Annotated in this window: 15 protein-coding genes; 9 read left to right on the top strand and 6 right to left on the bottom strand. The window is 51.9% G+C overall.

Annotated elements, in window-relative coordinates:
* Positions 1–179: 179 nt before the first annotated feature.
* Both mutS and QEH59_RS08560 read right to left on the bottom strand, forming a co-directional pair.
* Positions 180–2,750 carry a DNA mismatch repair protein MutS gene (gene mutS, locus QEH59_RS08565; protein ID WP_308984955.1) on the bottom strand — a complete coding sequence of 857 codons (2,571 nt, stop codon included), beginning with the start codon at positions 2,748–2,750 and terminating at the stop codon, positions 180–182.
* Between the two features lie 86 nt (positions 2,751–2,836).
* Entirely contained in the window at positions 2,837–3,823 is a 987-nt protein-coding gene (locus QEH59_RS08560) for a transposase (protein ID WP_308984954.1), read from the bottom strand.
* A 113-nt stretch (positions 3,824–3,936) separates the two neighbouring features.
* On the opposite strand from QEH59_RS08560, the gene QEH59_RS08555 reads away from it, so the two are divergent.
* From QEH59_RS08555 to QEH59_RS08530, 6 genes are all read left to right on the top strand, one after another.
* On the top strand, positions 3,937–4,713 hold the full coding sequence (locus QEH59_RS08555) for an alpha/beta fold hydrolase (RefSeq protein WP_308984953.1): 777 nt from the start codon (positions 3,937–3,939) through the stop codon (positions 4,711–4,713).
* Positions 4,714–4,943: 230 nt separating this feature from the next.
* The gene (locus QEH59_RS08550; protein ID WP_308984952.1) at positions 4,944–5,864 is read left to right on the top strand and encodes an ABC transporter ATP-binding protein; all 921 of its coding nucleotides are present in this window, start codon (positions 4,944–4,946) and stop codon (positions 5,862–5,864) included.
* Between the two features lie 15 nt (positions 5,865–5,879).
* Positions 5,880–8,792: a Gldg family protein gene (locus QEH59_RS08545; RefSeq protein ID WP_308984951.1), complete on the top strand. Its 2,913-nt coding sequence runs from the start codon at positions 5,880–5,882 to the stop codon at positions 8,790–8,792.
* A gap of 5 nt (positions 8,793–8,797) precedes the next feature.
* Entirely contained in the window at positions 8,798–9,976 is a 1,179-nt protein-coding gene (locus QEH59_RS08540; protein ID WP_308984950.1) for a DUF4340 domain-containing protein, read from the top strand.
* A gap of 140 nt (positions 9,977–10,116) precedes the next feature.
* Positions 10,117–11,142 carry a polyprenyl synthetase family protein gene (locus QEH59_RS08535; RefSeq protein ID WP_308984949.1) on the top strand — a complete coding sequence of 342 codons (1,026 nt, stop codon included), beginning with the start codon at positions 10,117–10,119 and terminating at the stop codon, positions 11,140–11,142.
* A gap of 218 nt (positions 11,143–11,360) precedes the next feature.
* Positions 11,361–13,280, top strand: a complete 1,920-nt coding sequence (locus QEH59_RS08530) for an SDR family oxidoreductase (RefSeq protein WP_308984948.1) — start codon at positions 11,361–11,363, stop codon at positions 13,278–13,280.
* 16 nt (positions 13,281–13,296) lie between these two features.
* Here QEH59_RS08530 and QEH59_RS08525 read toward each other — a convergent pair whose 3' ends face one another.
* From QEH59_RS08525 to thrH, 4 genes are read right to left on the bottom strand one after another with little or no spacing between them, the layout of a single operon-like run.
* Positions 13,297–13,818, bottom strand: coding sequence for an AAA family ATPase (locus QEH59_RS08525; RefSeq protein ID WP_308984947.1), 522 nt, complete (start codon positions 13,816–13,818; stop codon positions 13,297–13,299).
* On the bottom strand, positions 13,815–14,435 hold the full coding sequence (gene pnuC / locus QEH59_RS08520) for a nicotinamide riboside transporter PnuC (RefSeq protein WP_308984946.1): 621 nt from the start codon (positions 14,433–14,435) through the stop codon (positions 13,815–13,817). The genes QEH59_RS08525 and pnuC overlap by 4 nt, the downstream gene beginning before the upstream one ends.
* Positions 14,436–14,444: 9 nt before the next feature.
* Positions 14,445–14,744, bottom strand: a complete 300-nt coding sequence (locus QEH59_RS08515) for a Dabb family protein (protein WP_308984945.1) — start codon at positions 14,742–14,744, stop codon at positions 14,445–14,447.
* Positions 14,745–14,765: 21 nt separating this feature from the next.
* Entirely contained in the window at positions 14,766–15,365 is a 600-nt protein-coding gene (gene thrH, locus QEH59_RS08510) for a bifunctional phosphoserine phosphatase/homoserine phosphotransferase ThrH (RefSeq protein ID WP_308984944.1), read from the bottom strand.
* Positions 15,366–15,536: 171 nt separating this feature from the next.
* On the opposite strand from thrH, the gene secA reads away from it, so the two are divergent.
* The 3 genes from secA (at position 15,537) to QEH59_RS08495 (ending at position 19,540) form a co-directional block, all read left to right on the top strand.
* A complete protein-coding gene (secA, locus tag QEH59_RS08505) occupies positions 15,537–18,548 on the top strand; it encodes a preprotein translocase subunit SecA (protein ID WP_308984943.1) in 3,012 nt (1,003 codons plus the stop codon).
* Positions 18,549–18,612: 64 nt separating this feature from the next.
* Positions 18,613–19,116, top strand: coding sequence for a hypothetical protein (locus QEH59_RS08500; RefSeq protein WP_308984942.1), 504 nt, complete (start codon positions 18,613–18,615; stop codon positions 19,114–19,116).
* A 31-nt stretch (positions 19,117–19,147) separates the two neighbouring features.
* Positions 19,148–19,540, top strand: coding sequence for a DUF4112 domain-containing protein (locus tag QEH59_RS08495; RefSeq protein ID WP_308984941.1), 393 nt, complete (start codon positions 19,148–19,150; stop codon positions 19,538–19,540).
* Positions 19,541–19,671: the final 131 nt, after the last annotated feature.

The following is a 19,671-nucleotide window of genomic DNA, read 5'->3' as shown; positions in this document are numbered from 1 at the left end:
ACGTTTTAGCCAATCGTTTGTTCGATGATGGTGGGATGGGCGTCTCTTCTTTGTATATCTGCTTTTGTGTCTCAGCTAGGATGGTTTCATTGCGGTTGGATAAAGCGCTCTAGCTTATTCAATTTTGATATAAGCGTAGAGTGTAAGCTATGGCTTTTAATATTACGTTCTTTACGTTTCTAAAACAAGGCTAGTTGCTGATCTTCCTCGCTGGTGTCGCTGCCGGACTTTTCCTTTTTCATGCGCTTGCGCAGGAGGTTGTGGGAGGAGTCGTCGGCTTCGAGGCGTTCCAGAATGGTTTTGGCGCGGTCGATGACTGTCGTCGGCAGGCCGGCGAGTCTGGCGACTTGAATACCATACGAACGGTCGGCGGCGCCTTTGATTACTTGGCGCACGAAGACGATGTCGTCGTTCCATTCCTTGACGGCGACGGAATAGTTCTCCACCCGAGCGAGGGTCTTGGCCAGCTGGGTGAGCTCGTGGTAGTGGGTGGCGAAGAGGGTGCGGGCGCCTGTCTCTTTGGGGTGCAGGTGTTCGATCACCGCCCAAGCGATGGAGAGGCCGTCGTAGGTGCTGGTGCCGCGGCCGATCTCGTCGAGGATGACGAGGCTGCGGGGCGTAGCGTTGTTGAGGATGTTGGCGGTCTCGTTCATCTCGACCATGAAGGTGGAGTTGCCGCGGGCGAGTTCGTCGCTGGCGCCGACGCGGGAGAAGATGCGGTCGACCACGCCGAGCTCGCAACTGCGGGCGGGTACCCAGGCGCCGGACTGGGCCATCAGCACGATGAGGGCGACTTGGCGGATGTAGGTCGACTTACCCGCCATGTTGGGGCCGGTGATGAGGGCGATCTGTGGCGCGTCTTCGGAGCTGGCAGAGCTGGAGAGGCGGCAGTCGTTGGGTACGAAGGCATGGGTGCCGGCGAGACCGAGGCGCTGTTCGCGCATCATTTGCTCGACGACGGGGTGCCGACCTTGATCGATGAGTAGTTTGTCCGACTGGTCGAGCTTTGGTTTGCAGTAATCCCACTCGCGGGCGAGGGTGCTCCAGCCGATAAAGACGTCGATCTCCGCCATCGCGGCTGCGGTTTCTTTGAGTGCGTCGGCGTGCTCGAGAATGGCTTCGATCAGGCCGTTGAAGAGTGCTTCCTCGCGGGCGATGGCCTTTTCTGCGGCGTGTAAGATTTCACGTTCGCGCTCCTTGAGCACGTCGGTGGTGTAGCGCTCCGCGTTTTTCATCGTCTGCTTGCGCACGTAGTCTTCGGGCACCAGAGCGATGTTGCTCTTGGTCACTTCGATGAAGTAGCCAAAGGCACCGTTGTAGCGGATGCGCAGGTTTTTAATGCCTGTGCGTGCTTGCTCGGCTTGCTCGAATTCGGCCAGCCACTTCTGGCTGTCGCGGGTGAGGCTGCGAGTGTGATCGAGTGATTCATCATAGCCGTCACGGATGGTGCCGCCGTCGGCGATGTTGCTGGGCAATTCCTCCGCTAAGCCGCGGTCGAGGGTGGCTGAGAGGCTGCCGAAGTCGTTAATACGCTCAGCGATGGCCGCTACGGGCGTGTCAGGGAATTCCAACAAGGTGGTCGCGATTGCGGGCAGGGCCGCCAGGGTGTCACGCACGCCGCCGAGCTCGCGCGGGTTGCGCATGCGGTTTTGTAGGCGGCTCAAGATGCGCTCAATGTCGCGCACGCCTTTGAGTAGATTTTGTAATTCAGTCGCAAGTCCCGGTGCGGTGACAAATTCTCCAACGCAATTTTGTCGGCGGGTGATTTCTGTCAGATCCAGTTCTGGCGCGCACAGCCAGCGCTCTAATAGGCGCGCGCCGGGGGCGGTCACACAGCCATCCATCGCTGCCAGTAGTGAGCCGTGGCGGGTGCTGGCGGCTGATTTGAAAATTTCTAAATTACGCAGGGTCGCAGGATCGAGGAGCAGCGTGCGCTCGCTACTGTATTCTTGTAGCTTACGCAGATTCTCGGGTTTCGCGCAGAGTGTTTCGGTGGCGTAGTGAATCAAGGCTCCGGCTGCGCCGAGAGCGGGGTGATCTTGGCCAATGCCAAAGCCTTCCAGGTTCATGACTCCCAGCGCTTCCATCACCGACTGAGCGCCCGCCGCTTCGTCGAAGTGGTAGTCGGGAATCGGGCTGATCGCACGGCCATCACCGATATGAGTGTAGAGCTCGCGAAAGCGTTGATCGGTATGTGGCAGCGTCCAGCTTTCGGCGGCGTTTTCGGGGACAATGATCTCGCGGGGATCTAAGCTCTCGAATGCGGCAAAGAGATTTTCCGGCTTCACCTCGGAGGCGAGGAAAAATTCCCCAGTTGTCAGGTCTAGCCAAGAGGCGTTAAGCGCTTTCTTGCCCAGCGAGAGCGCCAGCAGAAAGTGATTGCGTTGCGCATCGATCTGAGTGTCGGCCAGGCGCGTGCCCGGAGTGATAATACGCGTCAGCTCGCGCTTGACCAGCTTGCCCGGTTGCGGGGTTTCCACCTGATCGCAGATGGCGATTTTGATCCCCTGGTCCAGCAGCTTTTGAATGTAGCCGTCCGCCGCGTGAAACGGGATGCCCGCCATCGGCATGCCATGGCGATGGGTCAGGGTGATGCCGAGCAATTTTGCGCCCCATTCAGCATCTTGCTTAAAGATCTCGTAGAAATCTCCCAGACGGAACATGAGGAGAGTATCATCAGCTAGCTTGGCACGCATTTCGTGCCACTGCTGCATCATTGGGGTGAGTTTCTTTGGTTGTTCGGAAGCCATGAGAGGGGCGATACAAGAGATTCAGTCATGCAGATCAATACAGATCCCAATTTTTCCATGACAAGAGCGAGTCATAGCCACATCGGCTATAAATAGCCCGGCCCACGCAGCCCTTTGAGCACCACCAGTGGCTCGCTTGCTTGTGATTGGATCTGACGCGGTTTGGAGCGGTGCCTTTGTCGAGTTGAATGCTGCCATTTTTCCAAGTGAGAATTGATAAACTCGCGTGAGCCCAAAACCGCGCCCTCAGAAAAGTATCGTATGCGGCATCTGAGTAGTATGTGAGGGGGGAGCTTACCCGCTTCCTCTTCCAGCACATGAATCGCCTGCGCGCGGTTAAACTGTGAAGCCCCCGCCTTAGGTGCGCCGCCTTTGCCGAATAGCATACAGCGGTAAGATTGTAATGCATCAGTATCTGAGCATTCGTAAAGGCCCGCAGTTATAAATTTAAGCGCTGCCACCGCCTTCTTTTGACCACTCACCGCTTCCGCGTAACCACAAAAACGGTAATCCTTCGGGTCATTGACCAAGCCCGCCCGCACCGGGTTCAAATCGATATAGGCAGCCATCGTTTGCAAGGCATTCCCCTTGCCTTCGACCAAGACGCTCTTGAAGCGATCTGACCACAAGGGGCCGAAGCGCTGATGCGTCTTATTAAACCAAGTCGAAAAGCGTTGTTTCAGAGTTTTCATAAACGCCGAGATGTCCCCCATACGTGCCAGTAACTGAGCGCGGATCGTAGCTGCATCTGGGCCATTCGATTTCAGTTCCTGTGCGATCCGTTCAGCCGAGGCCGCTTGATTGACAGTCGGTTTAGGGTAGAGCATTCGATAACGGCGGATCAGCTCCGTGTCGCTGACTGAGCTCGCCTCAGGCACACGCACCAGCACATGGAAGTGGTTGTTCATCATGCAGTAAGTCAGCACTTCGAGCCCCGAGAAATCCGCCACACGATGCAGCATCTGACGAAACATTTCCATTTCACGCTCCTTAAACAGCGCCGCCCCATTCACCGTCCGTGACATGCAGTGGTAGATACCATCTGAAGCCGAGAGAATCCGTTTCGTTCGCATATCTTTCAATCTAGTATCCAAGCGCCACTTAGCAAGCTTCAATATAAGGGACAGGTCAATATCATGTGATCAAAATGAGTGACAATGGGGGGATTTTGGTAGAGAGTTTGTGCATGGCAGTGGCACTACATTCTCTTCGTTTTAAGAATCCGGGGGCGCCGGTTTTGGTGGTCTTGCATGGGCTTTTGGGCTCTTCGCGTAATTGGTCGACGATTGGGCGGACGCTGCAGGATCGTTTTGATGTGCATGTGCTGGATCTGCGTAACCACGGCAGCTCGCCTCATTCGGATGCGATGCGCTGGTCGGAAATGTGTGAGGATCTTCAGGCCTATTTGGACTTACATGAGCTTGAGTCGATTGAATTGATGGGGCACAGCCTCGGGGGCAAGGTGGCCATGCGCTACGCCTGTGAGCGCCCGGAAGTGGTGGAGCGTTTGGTGATCGTGGATATCGCCGCGAAGCCCTATCCTCCCTATCATGATAATGAGTTTCGCGCGATGAAACGTATTCCGGTGGCTGAATTGGCTAATCGTAAGGAAGCGGAAGAACTCTTGGAGCCAATGGTGCCGGATTGGGCGCTGCGGCAATTCCTATTGACGAACTTGGTGCGTGATGAGGCGAGCGGCACTTTTCGTTGGCAGGTGAACCTTGAGGCCTTACACTCCAGCCTGCCACATATTCGGCAAAACTCTTTATTGGAAACGGATCATTATGAAGGTCCTGTGCTCTTAGTGCGTGGAGCCAATTCAGATTTTATCGATGACGATGATGCGAATGAAATGCTGCATTGGTTTCCGTATCTGCGTGAAGAGATTGTGCTAGACGCGGGACATAATGTGCATGTGGAAAACCGTAAGGGATTTGTCGCGGTTTTGGACGAGTGGCTATAGCTTAAACCTGCGGATTATCGGGGCGAGACCTTGGTTTCCTGTGCTGTTGTGTTGGCTATGTTTTTTGTTATTTTTTTGTGGAACTGATTTTTTGAGCGCGGGACTAATTTTTCGCTCAATTTTTCAACGTAGTGTTTGCGCCATAGTGTCGTCACTTCAGCCGACGGTATGACGTGTGCATTGCGTTTATTCAGTAACCCCTCTGGAAATAAACGAATATAGCAAATGTCATGATACAGATTAGTTCCCTGTCTCGAGAATATGGCGATTTTAAGGCGGTCAATCAGGTCAGCTTTGAGATCAAACAAGGCGAGGTGGTTGGATTGCTAGGGCACAATGGTGCAGGCAAGACAACCATCATGAAAATGATTACTGGCTACTTGGAGCCAACGTGTGGCGAGATCCGGGTGGATGACTTGCTGGTCGGCCGCGATACCCGTGCAATTCAGGCGCGGATCGGTTATTTGCCAGAAAATTGCCCAGTCTGGCCGGAAATGTCAGTCATTGATTATCTTGAATATCAAGCGAACTTACAAGGTGTTGAGGTAAGGGATATACGGGCTAGGGTCGCGGAAGCGATTCGCCGTACTGCTCTGCGAGAAAAAGCGACTGCATCGATTCAAACGCTGTCGCGCGGTTACCGTCAACGTGTCGGCGTAGCTCAGGCGATTTTGCATAAGCCGGATATTATTATTTTAGATGAACCGACAAACGGTTTAGACCCTACGCAGATTTTTCAGATGCGTGAATTGATTCGCGATCTGGCTAAATCGGCGACCGTGATTATTTCGACGCATATTTTGCAGGAAGTTCAGGCTGTTTGCGAACGGGTGCTGATAATGCGACAAGGACAGCTGGTGGTTGATTCGCGGATGGAAGATCTGCAAGCCGGGCGTCAGTTGCGGGTAACGGTGAACAATGTGAACGCTGCGGATTACTTGAGGCGTGTGGCGGGTGTTTCTGCGGTGCAGCAGGTCGAGACGATAGACGATCTGTCTTCTTATCTGCTCGACGCGTCCGGGGATACAGCGCCAAGGGTGGTGACTGCCGTTGCCGAGGCAGGCGACCAGCTATACCGTCTGCACCCTGAAACTCGGAATCTTGAAACTGTCTTCGCCGAAGTGAATCGCGGTGAGCCTGTCTCTGTTTAAAGGAAGGAGTCTAGTATGAATCATTTTTGTAAAATCTTTCGTAAGGAGTTTAATAGTTTTTTTGCTTCGCCAGCGGCTTGGTTGTTTATGGGGGCATTCTTAGTGGTGACCTTGTTTATCTTTTTCTGGGGAGAGGCTTTTTTTGCGCGTAATATCGCCGATGTGAAGCCGCTGTTCCAATGGATGCCGGTGCTACTGGTTTTTCTTGTGGGGACTCTCAGTATGCGAACCTGGTCAGAGGAGCGGCGTTCGGGAACGATTGAGACCTTGTTAACGAGTCCAGTGGGCTCTTTGCAATTGGTGATGGGGAAGTTTGCGGCGAATCTTGCTCTGGTGGGACTCGCGCTTGCCTTGACATTGCCATTGCCATTGACTGTGGCACTGAGTGGTCCGCTTGATTGGGGCCCGGTAGTGGGTGGTTATGTGGCTTCTCTTTTTCTAGCAGCAGCGTATGTGGCTATTGGTCTGTATATGAGCAGTCGTACGGATAACCCAATTGTCGCTTTGATTCTGACTGTGTTCACTGCTGGGGCGTTTTATTTGGTTGGGTCGAGTATGTTGACGACGCTCTTCAGTCACCGTGTGAGTGGGATCTTAGAGTTGATCGGGAGTGGTTCACGTTTTGATTCGATTACGCGTGGTGTGCTCGATTTGCGCGACATTTATTACTATTTGTCGATTGTCGGAATGTTTTTGAGTTTAAATCTCTTTAGCTTGGAACGTCTGCGCTGGGCGGGTAACCCGATGCAGCGCCGGCACCTACAATGGATGGCAGTGTCTGCATTGACTGTGGCGAATTTGCTGTTTGCCAACGTTTGGTTGCACCAAGTGCGTTTCGCGCGCATCGACTTAACTGAGGGAAATGTGTATTCGCTTTCTGAGGCTACGGATTCGTACTTACAGCAAGTGAGTGAGCCTTTGCTCATTCGTGGATATTTTTCACAAAAGAGCCATCCATTGTTGGAGCCTTTAGTGCCACAATTAAAGGATTTGCTAGAGGAGTATCAAGTCGCCGGGGGCGAAAGAGTGCGGGTTGAGTTTGTTGATCCGCATAGCGACCAAAGTATCGAAGAGGAGGCTGCTGATAAATACGGCATTCGGCCAGTGCCTTTTCGTATGGCGAGCCGTTACGAGGCAGGTGTGGTCAACTCGTATTTTGATTTATTGGTGGCTTATGGGGACCAGCATGAGTCATTGTCTTTCGATGATTTGATTGAGGTGAAGTCTTCGGGGGCTGGGGAGCCAGAGGTATTGTTAAAGAATCCTGAATACGCGATCACACGTGCGATCCGCAAGGTAATCGAAGGTTATCGTTCGGGCAGCGATGCCTTTGCAGAACTGCCTCAAGCTGTTCAATTTACAGGCTATGTTTCGCCTGCTGCGAAATTACCTGCGGAACTGGCAGCACTGCGCAGTTCGTTGGAGAGCACCTTGAAGGAGCTGGTCGAGACGTCGGGAGGTAATTTGAGCTATGAATTGCTGGATCCGGATGCCGATGGGGGGCAATTAGGTCAGCAGTTAAATCAGGAGTATGGCTTTGTGCCTCAGGTTGCGGGTCTCTTTGATATGCAGCCGTTCTGGTTTTATATGATGTTGGAAAGTGGGGACGCTTCGGTGCAGGTGCCGTTGCCAGCAGAGTTTTCGCAGACACAGTTGAGTCAATCGATCGAGTCAGCGATCCGTCGCTTGTCGCCGGGCTATTTGAAAACTATCGGTTTGGTGGTGCCGGAAGCACCTGCAGCGAACGCGATGAATCCCTATATGATGCAGCCTCCAGCGGGCAAAGAGTTTAATCAATTGCGCAGTACATTGGAGGCTAACGCACGTGTGGTGGATGTTGATCTGAGCGAAGGATATGTTGGCGTCGATGTCGATTTATTGATGGTTTTGGCTCCTCAGAATCTTTCAGAGAGTGAGTTATTTGCGATCGATCAGTTCCTGATGCAGGGTGGATCTGTGGTGATGGCAACTTCTGCCTTCGATGTGTCGATCGCCCGTTCCTTGACTGCGGTGGAGTCGAATTCCGGCTTGGACGAATGGCTCGAGCACATGGGAGTTAAAGTGGATAAGAGTCTAGTCTTGGATTCGCAAAATGCTTCATTGGCAATTCCTGTACCGCGGAGAGTCGGACCTGTATCGGTTAACGAAATTGTGATGATGCCGTATCCACATTTTCCAGATGTTCGTAGAGAGGGTTTGGATGCGGCACATCCTGTGACGGCTGCTCTTGGACAGTTGACGATGAACTGGGTCTCGCCGATTCGAATTGATTCAGATCTGAATGCCGAACGGGAGGTGTCGAAGCTCGTGCGTTCATCTGCTGATAGTTGGAGTTCGGCGGAGGTGGATGTGATGCCGGATTACACTATGTATCCACGCACAGGCTTTGTGCCTGGAGTCGCGCGCACACCGCATACAGTTGCAGTGGCCTTGAAGGGAAATTTCGATTCTTATTTCAAGGGGAAGGATTCACCGCTATTACCAGAGTCCACTGAGGATGAGCAAGCTCCCGAGGATGGAGATGCCGATTCGGCTGACGACGAAGAGGTAGAAACACCTTTGGTGGTCGGCTCCGTAATTCAAAGTTCTTCTGATTCCGCGCGGTTGGTGGTGATCGGTAGTAATAGTTTTGCTGAGGACTCGGCGCTCGGATTGACTTCTCAGTCGATGGGAGTGCAATACACTGCGCCCTTGGAGTTTATGCAGAATATCGTTGACTGGTCACTTGACGATGCCGGTTTGCTTGCGATACGCGGGCGTTCGCAGCTAGCGCGCACACTGGAGCCTATGGATGAGAAAGCGATGCGCCAGATGGAGCTCTCAAATTACGGTCTTGCAATTGGAGGGCTTGGGCTGGTGTGGCTGGTCCGTTATCTGTGCCGACGTAAGCGCGCTGCTTACTATCAAGAAATTTTAGCGGAGGTATAAACTATATGAATAAGAAGATAATTCTACTCGGCGGATTGCTCGTCCTGCAGGCAGTCTTAGTTGTATTCACTAGCTTTCAATCAAAGGGCTTGCTGGGGCACTCTGGTATGCAGGCACTACTTGAATTCAATCGTGAACAAGTTGATCGGATCGTGCTGAGTGACTCGACTCAGCAGGTTGAGTTGTTACGTGGCGATGATGGTTGGGTTACTGCGGAAGACTTTCCTGTGGAAGTCGACCGCGTGGATCGTTTGTTGGAACGACTTAAGGGGCTGGAGCACGGTCTCGTGATCGCGCAGACAGAAGCGGCGCTCAAGCGTTTTAAGTTAACGGAAGCCACCTGCGAGCGGCAAGTGCAGCTTTTCTCAGATGGTAAACCAGTGGTCGAGCTGATGCTGGGGAGTGGCGCGGGAGCGCGGCGTTCTCACGTGCGAGTTGGTGGTGCCAGAGATGTGTATGCTGTTGCGCTGGGAGGCTATGATCTGCCGGTCGACCTTGGGCAATGGCAAGACAAGAGTTTGCTAAAGCTGAACCCTGGCGTTGTGCAGTCTGTGCAGATTGGAGATTTGACCGTCATTAAGGATACAGTAGAGGCTTCAGGATCTGATGCCGCGAGTGCTGGGGCGGCTGAATCCACCGATGCGGAGCCAGAGTCAGAGGTTGCTTGGGTGGCTGCAGACCTCGCGGATGGAGAGCAGTTTGAAGTAGAGAATTTCAAGCGTGACCTCGATCGTTTGTTGGGGCTCAGTTATACTCGTGCTTATGCCCGAGGTGATTTGACCGAACTTGCAAAGAGTGAGGAGGCGGCGAATCAAATTACGCTCCAGCTGACAGATGGTCGTTCACGCAGTTATCAATTTTTCGAATCGAAAGAAGGGGAGATGTGGCTGATTCAGGTTTCTGATCATGACGCTATATTTGAAGTGAGTTCCTATCTCGGTTCTCGTTTTGGAGAGCAGATGCTTGCCGAAAAATTAGTAAAAGAGCTCGAGCCTGAGGCGGTGGATGTTGCTGAGTCCGATGGGGAGGCACTTTCTGATTCAGAGGATAATACAATACATGTTGAGCCGACTGAGGCGGTTACAGTGCCCGGTTCGGAGTCGGTGGAAGCTTTAGATCAGGAAGAGTCCGTCGAGCCGTCGGAGGGAGCTTCACCTGCTACAGGTGAAGCCGATGCTTCCTAGTGTAGCCATCTCAATCGTTACGTTTATAGATGACGCGTCTCCCCTGGGGGAGGCGCGTTTTTTTAGATGTCAGGGAATTCGGTGTAGGGATTGAGCTTTAACTTTGCACTGTAGCCACTTCCGATTTGTATATTGAGGAAATGACAACACCTTCACAGTCCGAAGCCGACAAAGTAGCTGCCGCCGGTTTTGCCGAGGTCTATGCCCCGGTGAAGCCCTATCTCGATGATCTTGATGCTTTTTTGCAATCGCAGGTCGGTGAGCTTGAGCCTGAGGTTCAGGAGCACGTGCGCTATGTGTTTGGTCATAGTGGCAAGCGGCTGCGGCCGATGCTGGTCGCTTACAGTGGCTGGGAAGGCCCGGGGCAGACGCGTGCGCAAGATCTAATCAAACTTGGCTCAGTGATTGAGTTGGTGCATTTGGCGACCTTAGTGCACGACGATATTCTCGATGAAGCCGACACGCGTCATCGTCAGGAAACAGCGGCGAAGCGGTTTGGGCCTGCGGCGGCGGTATTGATTGGGGATGTGCTTTTCTCGCATGCATTGAAACTAGCTGCGGAGTTTGATACCAATGAGATTTGTCGTTCCGTTGCGTCTGCGACATCGCGGGTCTGTGCAGGCGAGATCGCACAGACTTATCAGCGCGGTGAAGTGAATTACAGTCGCGAGTTTTATTTTCGTGTGATTCAACTTAAGACAGCTGAGCTCTTTGAGGTCGCCTGTCGCCTGGGTGCAAAGGTAGCTGGATATTCGGTCGAGTTTAGCGAAGCGGCGGGTCGTTTTGGGCGACACCTGGGCATTGCCTATCAAATTTTTGACGACCTGGTGGACTTGTATGCCGACGAGTCGATGATTGGTAAGACACTTGGGACTGATTTGGACAAGGGCAAATTCACATTACCGCTGTTGTTGCTGTTGGAGAAATTGCCAAGCGATGAGCGAGAAGCATTGCTCGCCCGCTTTAAAGCGGGCGACAAAACTGTAGCGGCTGATTTTACTGCCCGTCTGCATGATTTCCCAGTCTTTGATGAAGTGGTGGATGCCTTTGAGGAGCAATTATCATACGCCACCGATGCGGTCGCGGCCTTTGCGGAACTACCTCCAGTGGCTTCGATGCAAAAGATTGCTGAGCTCGTGCGTGCGCAGCTTGGTCGTATCGCTTAGTTGCGGACTCCTTGCCGAATTGCATCGTAGCTCTGGAAATTATACAAAATCGCAACAAATCTGCTGCGATTTCAATTGCCAGAACGTTTCTTCCAGTTAGCTCTCTCCCCTGTCGATGATTCGACATCTCACCCACCCATTCATTTATTCTCGCACACGTCCTTGATGAACCCCCGCACGGGTGTTCTCCGTATGCCGAGCCACTTTCTTACAGTTTTATGGACATTGCAATTGTCACTGGCGCCGAGACCCCACTCGGGCTCAGCCTTATTCAACGCTTGGTACACCAAGGTTATCGCGTGCACGGCATCGGAAATAACTTTTCTAAAGTTACTTTTGCGGACCCGCAATTTTTCGCCCATCCGGTCGATCTCAGTAATTTGACTGCGGTGACTGAGATGATGACAAAGATTCTAGCGGACGAAAAATCGCTGGATCTGTTGATTCACGCTATTGACGTCACGCCTGGAGCTGCCTTTGAGAAATTACCAGTTGGTAATTTGGAGGCCATTCTCAAAATTGGTCTGTTGGGGCCAGTTATGTTGACGCGTTTGGCGCTTCCTAACTTGCTACGTTTTCGTGGGCAGTTGATTAACGTCATTCCTGCCAACAAGAGTGGTTCCCCCGCTAGTGCGGTCAACGCGTTGCTTGAGGGCGGGTTGCGTGAGATGAATCGTGCCCTGTTCGATGGCGCGCGCGATGCTGGTTTGCGTGTGACCAATCTGATTTTACGCCAGAACCCCGAGCCCGATGCGCTTACGGTGCAAAGCAGCGAGCAAACACATATTGATCTCGAAGATGTCGCACGTGCAGTTGAGCACTTGTTAGATCCTAATTTTGCGAATGTGCCTGCTGAGCTGGTGTTACATCCGCGTACGAGTGCACATTCCGACCAAGTGTTGCCGGAGGTCTCGTTGCCATTGGATCCATATCATGAGATTGTTCTGCCTCCTCAGGCATATTGTCCGCCGGAGCAGCCCAAAATTCCGACTCAGGCCAAGGAAAAAGTCGAGCGTACCATTCCATATACGGATGATGAGATGGAAGACAAAATTGCTGCGGCCATTGAGGATTTTGAGGCCCACCCTGAGCGTTATGACGCTTCGCCTAAGCAGGAGCGTCGATCACGACCTGAGCGTAAGGCGAAGCAGAAGCATGAGCGTGCAACACGACCTGATGTAGCGCAGCAAGCGCAAGCCGAGAATCAGTCAGAGTCTGACTCTGAGCATGAGCAGCAGCGTGAGGCACAGGAGTCGGGTTCTAATAAACGTCGTCGAGGGCGTCGCCGTGGCGGTCGTAACCGTAATCGTGATCGGGACTCTAATGTATCGGAGTCACAAAGCAATGTATCTGATTCAGCGGGGGGGGACGTGCAGCAGGGTTCCGCGGGAGCTTCGAAAGCGAGTGAGCGTGTGGATGTTCCGCAGGCAGCACGTCACGATTCCTCTGATAGCTCGCGCAACGATTCTGATGATGCTCAAGGCAAAGCTTCCAGCCGTTCAGGTGATGTGGAGCGCGATGCTCAGCAGCGTTCGCATTCAAACAGTCAGTTGGCGGATAAGCCAAAGCGCACGCCACGCAGAGGTCGTTCCCGCTTAGAATCCAAGCCTTTGTTGGATGCGCGCATCGAAACGGAGTCGGAATTTTTGTCAAAACCAGATCCGCGGCCACAGCGTCGAGGGCGCACGCGTCCGGAATCGAAGGCGAAGTCCTCTGTTGCTGCGCAAGCTGCACCCGCACCTGTTCTTGCTCCGATTCCAGTGGCGGCATCTGAGCCGACGGCGCCAACGCCTGTGGAGACAAATAAATTAGTGCCGGATGTGCCTAAGAAAAAGGCAGTCAAAAAGACGGTAGCTAAGAAAGCAGTTGCCAAAGCAGAGGCTCCAGTTGGTTCCGTCGAGGGGGCAAGTGCTGTGAAGCAGGCGTCGCCGAAAAAGGCGGCAACCAAAAAGGCGGCAACCAAAAAGGCTGCAACCAAAAAGGCTGCAACCAAAAAGGCGGCTAAAAAAGTAAGTCGCAAGCCAGTTAAGAAATCTGCAACGAAGAAGGCGGCAGCGAAAAAGTCTGTAACGAAAAAGGCTACCAAGAAAGCGGCTAAGAAAAAGGCCGTGAAGAAGGTGAGCTCCGCTGTGGAGTAGTGTCTCGCGCTTCCCTTTACGTTTTCAGCACTGCGTCGATGACCTGGATCGCTTCGCTGAAGCGTGCGGTTGAGTCACCCTTCAGTTCCTGGTAGGGGAGCTTCAACTGGTCCAATGTTTCCTTGAATTTGGCCTGTAGTTGCTCGCGTGCGGCAGGGCTATCGCGCTGGCCGGGGTCGTTCTGCCATTCGATGTCCTGCGGTGTGCAGAGCAGGTAGAGGGTGTAGTCACGTTGAAGAAAGGCTTCATTCACCCAATCGATGACTGTGCCGAAGTAGTGGTTAGCATAGATAATTGAAGAGAGTAGATTTGTATCGTGGAGTATGAATTGTTTTGCTGCGCCTAAGTTGGCATCTTCGCTGGCGAGTTGCCCTTTCGCTATGAGTTCAAGATCTTCGCTGGATAGTTCCCGAGTTATTTGATTAACGTATTCGCGAACGTATTCCGGTGTCCAAGGTTCGCCGTAGTAGCCGGATAGCGCTTGGGTGAGTGTGCTTTTCCCTGTGCATTCGGCTCCGGTTAGAACGATGCGTTTCATTTTTGTGAGTCGGGCTGGATGATTGAGGTCGTGAGTTTAGGCTTCCATGTTAGCCAGCCTTTGACCGCTAGTAGGGTAAATACCGCAAAGAGTATAACGCTGGGCCAGATGCGGTCATTAAAAAAGAAAACTAGATACACTAGGTCGGAGAGGATCCAGAAAATCCAGTTCTCAATGTGTTTGCGACTAAGCATCCATTGCGCAACCAGCGCGCAGGAAGTGGCGAACGCGTCATAATAGGGGAGGCGTGCTTCACCGGTTTGGGCGAGAGTCCAGCCGATCCCGATTGTGCCGATACAGATGAATGTCGCGACTAGCCAGCGCCGGTTGGCGGGTAGGTGCGAGATGCGGACTTCGTCGGCCGTGTTGTCTTGGGTGGACTTCGTCCACTGGTACCAGCCGTAGCTAGCGACGGCGACGAAGATGACATTCATCCCACCGAAAGCGAAGTAGCTTTCGCGGAAGCTAATGTAAACGTATGCGATGTAGCACAGAATGAAGAGCAGCCAAGCTAGCGTTTTCTCCTTAATGCTTAAATAGACACCAGCGATGCCTGTCAGCATCGCAAACCAGTCGATAGGACTGATCGTACTCAGTTGCGACCAAAACTCGTCCATTCCAGTGGTTTAGTCGGCGTCGTAGACTTTAACCTTTTTCCATTTTTCCTTATGCGTTGCGATGAATTCCTGATGCTTTTCATGCGCTTGATAAGCGTCGTGGGCGGGCACATCTTTCACGATGACAGTCAGGCAAAAGTCGTAGCTATTGTCGCAGACCGGACGCTCTGGCACGCGGGCAGGCGTGCCGATGTAGACCGCTTCCGCGGTTTCAATGGATTTGAGGGTTTCGAGTCCGATACGGAAATCGGTGATCTGCGCGCCGTCTAGGTCTTTGCGCAGCCAGAAAAATACGGTGTGGACTAGCATGGTGTTTTCTTTCTTTGAGGTTTAAAGAATGCTTTCGATGATTTGACGAAGCTCGGCGTGAGTGCGCGCGACTGGCAGTTCCGGACGTTCAGTTGTCAAGCGCTCTGGTGGGCAATAGAGTGCGCGGTTGTTGGCGACATCGATCATTGAGAGATCGTTGTAGGAGTCGCCGGCAGCGAAGGTTTCAAAGTTGAGTGTTTTGAAAGCTTCTACTGCCTTGCGCTTGTGATCTTTAAGGCGAAGTTGATAGTCTGCGATACGGCCGGTTTCGTCGATGATCAGATCATGGCAAAAGAGAGTCGGATGACCGAGTTTGGCCATCAGGGGGCCTGCAAATTGGCGAAATGTGTCCGATAGGATGACCAGTCGTGTCTGTGAGGTGACCCATTGTACAAATTCCACTGCGCCAGGTAAGGGATCCAGCGTGCCGATAACTTCTTCGATATCGGCCAGCTTGAAGCCTTCTTTATCGAGAATATCCAGCCGGTAGCGCATTAGCACGTCGTAATCGGGCTCGTCGCGGGTCGTGCGTTTAAGCGCTTCAATTCCGGTCTTCTCCGCAAATGCGATCCAAATCTCGGGGATCAACACCCCCTCCAAGTCTAGGCAAACGATATTCATACCTTCTAAACCGCTAGAATCGGCCTTAGAGTCAATCTCTTATGTGTTTGGCATAACACTCTTGCCACTCACTACGATTTTGACCATTTTGGCCACTTTTTCGCATTTCGAGTGTCCTCTATGAGCTCGAACTTCGCGCAAATCTTATTTCAAACGCAGCTATTAGGTCTCATGATCTCATCTATTCTAAAGAAATTCTCTGGTCGTCATTACGGTAAATACCTCAAAAAATGTCAGCCCATCATCGAGCGTATTAACGCTTACGAACTTGAGTATCAATCACTCACTGATGAGCAATTGCGGGCCAAGACAGCCGAGTTTATGCAGCGTAATCAAGAAGGGGGTGAAAGTCTTGATGACCTATTACCAGAAGCCTTTGCGGCCGTTAAGAACGCCGCGCGTCGCATGTGCGGCCAAAGCTACGATGTGTGTGGGCATCAATTGCCATGGGAGATGGTACACTACGATGTTCAGTTTATCGGCGGCATTACCCTACATGAAAAACGCATTGCAGAAATGGCCACAGGTGAAGGTAAGACGCTGGTGTCTACCTGTCCTTTGTATTTGAACGCGCTCACTGGACGTAATTGTCAGTTGATCACCGTCAATGATTACCTGGCCCGTCGTGACTCGGAATGGATGGGGCACCTCTTCCGTTTTTTAGGCCTGACCGTCGGTTGTATACAGAATAGCATGGATCCGCAGACCCGCCGCGAGATGTACAATTGTAACATCACTTACGGCACGGCTTCGGAGTTCGGCTTCGATTACCTGCGTGACAATGGCATGACCAGTCGCAAGGAGGATCAAGTGCAGCGGGATCATTACTTTTGTATTATTGACGAGGTGGACTCCATTCTCGTCGATGAGGCCCGCACGCCACTGATTATTTCAGGACCTATGCAGGATGATAACCCGCTGCCATTTCACGAGGTCAAGCCCAGCATTCAGAATCTCTTTTCACAGCAGCAAGCTTTTTGTAATAAGTTGGTTGCAGAAGCGAAAAGCGTTCTGGAGGACGAGAGTGCCGGCAGTGATGCCAAGCAGGAAGCTGTTTCCAAATTGTATCAAGTTAAGCTTGGCATGCCTAAGAATAAGCAATTTCACCGGCTAAACGAGGTGCCTGCATTCCGCCGTGCTGTGGACAAATTTGATCTAGAGATGAATAGCGATTTCAATAAAGAGAAGCGCTACGCCCTCAAGGAAGCGCTTTATTATGTAATCGACGAAAAGCAGCAGCAGGCTGACCTTACTGAAAAGGGCCGGACCTTGATGAGTCCGGATGATCCGGATGCCTTTATGCTGCCAGATTTACCCACTCAGTTTATCGAAATTGATAAGAAAGATGGGCTGTCTGCAGAAGATAAACAGAAATTGAAGCAAGAGGCTGAGGTGACATTTCAGAATACCAGTGAGCGTATTCACTGCATTAGTCAGCTCTTGCGCGCTTACAGTCTCTACGAGCGCGACAAGGAATACGTTGTGCAAGAGGGGAAAGTGAATATCGTCGATCAAAATACCGGTCGCGTCATGCCAGGACGTCGTTGGTCGGACGGTCTGCACCAGGCGGTGGAGGCGAAAGAGAATTGCACTATCGAAAAGGAGACTAAGACTTATGCTACGGTCACCATTCAGAATTACTTCCGGATGTATGACAAGCTGGCTGGAATGACGGGAACTGCGGAGACGGAAGCCTCCGAATTTCACGAAATATACGGTCTCTCCGTAATGGTGATTCCGACCAATAAGCCAAATATACGCAAGGATCTCAACGATGTCGTGTTTAAGACACGGCGTGAGAAGTTCAACGCAGTGATCGATCAGATTAAGGAAGCGCATCAGGCTGGGCAGCCTGTGCTGGTGGGCACCGCCTCGGTGGAGGCTTCGGAAGTTCTTTCACGCATGCTCAAGCGTAGTAAGATTGTGCACAGTGTTTTGAATGCTAAGTTTCACGCACAAGAAGCTGAGATTGTTGCCAATGCTGGCCAAAAAGGAGCCGTGACTATTGCGACCAATATGGCGGGACGTGGTACCGATATTAAGTTGGGTAAAGGCGTTGCCGAACTCGGCGGTCTATTTGTTATTGGTACCGAGCGGCACGAGTCGCGCCGCATTGACCGTCAGTTGCGAGGCCGTTGTGCTCGCCAAGGCGATCCAGGCATGTCCAAGTTCTTTGTGTCTTTGGAAGACGATTTGATGCGTCTCTTCGCCAACGCCGGTCCCATCTCGCGCATTCTTGAAAAGTCCATGACGGAGGGGGAAGAGCTGGAGCATCCTGCCCTGAATTGGTCGATCGAGAATGCTCAAAAGAAGGTGGAGCAGCAAAACTTTTCAATTCGTAAGCGTCTGTTGCAATTCGACGATGTGCTAAATACACAGCGCGAAGTGATCTACGGCCTACGTAATGAAACTATCCACACCGATCAGCCGCGCGAGATCATCTTTGAGATGATTGAAGAAGAGCTCGAGGAACGCGTGAACGCCTTGGAGGTTGAAAAGGCGGATTCTGAGGCGATGGATCGCTTCCTGGGGTGGCTGAACGCCTATTTTCCGCTGTCACTTAAGTCGGAAGAGGTTGAGGGGCTGACTGCCGATGCGCAAATGGAGTTCATTCTGGGCAAGATTAATGCCGCCTATGATCAGCGTGAGGAGTTTGAGGATAAAGAGGCCTTGGTTGGTTTGGAGCGCTATCTGATTATTCGTTCGCTCGATCGTCGTTGGCAGGATCACCTGACAGAGATGGAAGAGTTACGTCGTAGCGTGAACTTGCGCAGCTATGGTCAAAAAGATCCGCTCAATGAATATAAGAGTGAGGCCTATGTCTTCTTCCAGGAGTTGATGGCTAATGTGCGCACCGAAATCTGTAATTCTGTTTTCCGCAGTGCCACCAGCGCTGAGGCCTTTAATAATATGTTGGCCCGTATGTCCAAGGTCGCTCAAGTTGCCGGGCCTGGTACTGATAATGCGCAGCAAGGGGCGTTGGCAGGTGCTGCCGCGGCGGCACGTCCGCCGGTTCAAGCTCAGAAGCCAGTGGAATTGCCTAAGATTGAGCCCGTGCGTCGGGAACTGCCCAAAGTCGGACGCAATGATGTCGTGACAATTCGCAAGGGGCAGGAGCAGCAAACACTCAAATTTAAAAAAGCCGAAGCTCTGATTAACAACGACGGTTGGGAGCTGGTTTAAAAGTAAAGTGGAGACTTGAGGCTGGGACTTGTGATTTTAAGTAGCATCGTTAATAATACCCACTATGAGAAAAATCCTTATCGCTTGCCTCGCAGTCTTGCCGTTTTTTGTATCTGCTGAGCCCTTGCTCATTTCGGCTAAAGTTTTGGATCGTGCGGATAATGGCGCCGCTATTCGCGGTCTTTATGTGTATCCTTCTGTAGTTTTAGAGTCCGGGGAGCAGGCTTCGATGCATATTGGTCCAGAGTTACGATTTCCCGTGGGAGAGCAGCAGGTCGATCTCGGGGACGGTGTTTCTAAGATGGAGACCATTTACGAAACTATTCCTGTGGGATTTAGTTTCACATTAAGTTACACGCTCAAAGATGGAATCATCAGTTATACCGGTAAGGGAACATCCAAAATGTCCCTTGGTATTGATGGGCAAACGTCAGAGACCGCTTCGCGCGCCATCCTCTTTTACGGCGAGACTGAGCTTGGCGGGCTTGTTGAAGCGCAGTTCACTGGTCCGGATGGCAATGTCGAAGATTTTGTATTCCATTTTGGCCCCGCTCCTGATTCTGAGTAAACTAACTTAACCCACCCTCTCATTGCAGCGTATGAATTCCGATCAAGACATTCCCGAGCTTGATCCTTACGAGGATGTATACTCGGCGAGGCTGCGTCGGATTGAAAAACTTGCACATTTGTTCGATGCGCGTTTTGAAATTCCCGGTACGAAAATTCGTTTTGGTTGGGATGCGATCATAGGTGTATTGCCAGGAGTTGGCGATACTGTGACATTGCTACCGCAGTTGTATTTGTTGATCGAGGCGCTGCGTTTGAAGTTGGGCGCGGCAGTTATTTTCAGAATGTTTATGAACGTGCTGATCGACTGGGTGGTGGGCACGATTCCCATTCTAGGTGATCTCTTTGACGTGGCTTTCAAAAGTAATTTACGCAATGCGAAGCTGGTTGCCGAAGCCATTCGCAAGAAACGATCCGATGTGTAACCGGATTTTAAGTTTTCATGTTTGAAATTGTCGCGAAAGCTCGCGCTTTTAAGAAACACTCGATTCTTTTTAATGACTTTGGTTTTGCAGATTTCGATTGAGGCTTATTAATTGCTGCTAGTTGTTTCGAT

This window comes from Thalassobacterium sedimentorum, from assembly GCF_031127905.1.
Taxonomy (GTDB): Bacteria; Verrucomicrobiota; Verrucomicrobiia; order Opitutales; family Coraliomargaritaceae; genus Thalassobacterium; species Thalassobacterium sedimentorum.
The sequence above is the reverse complement of the archived record's forward strand: the minus strand, read 5'-3'. Positions and strand labels throughout refer to the sequence as shown.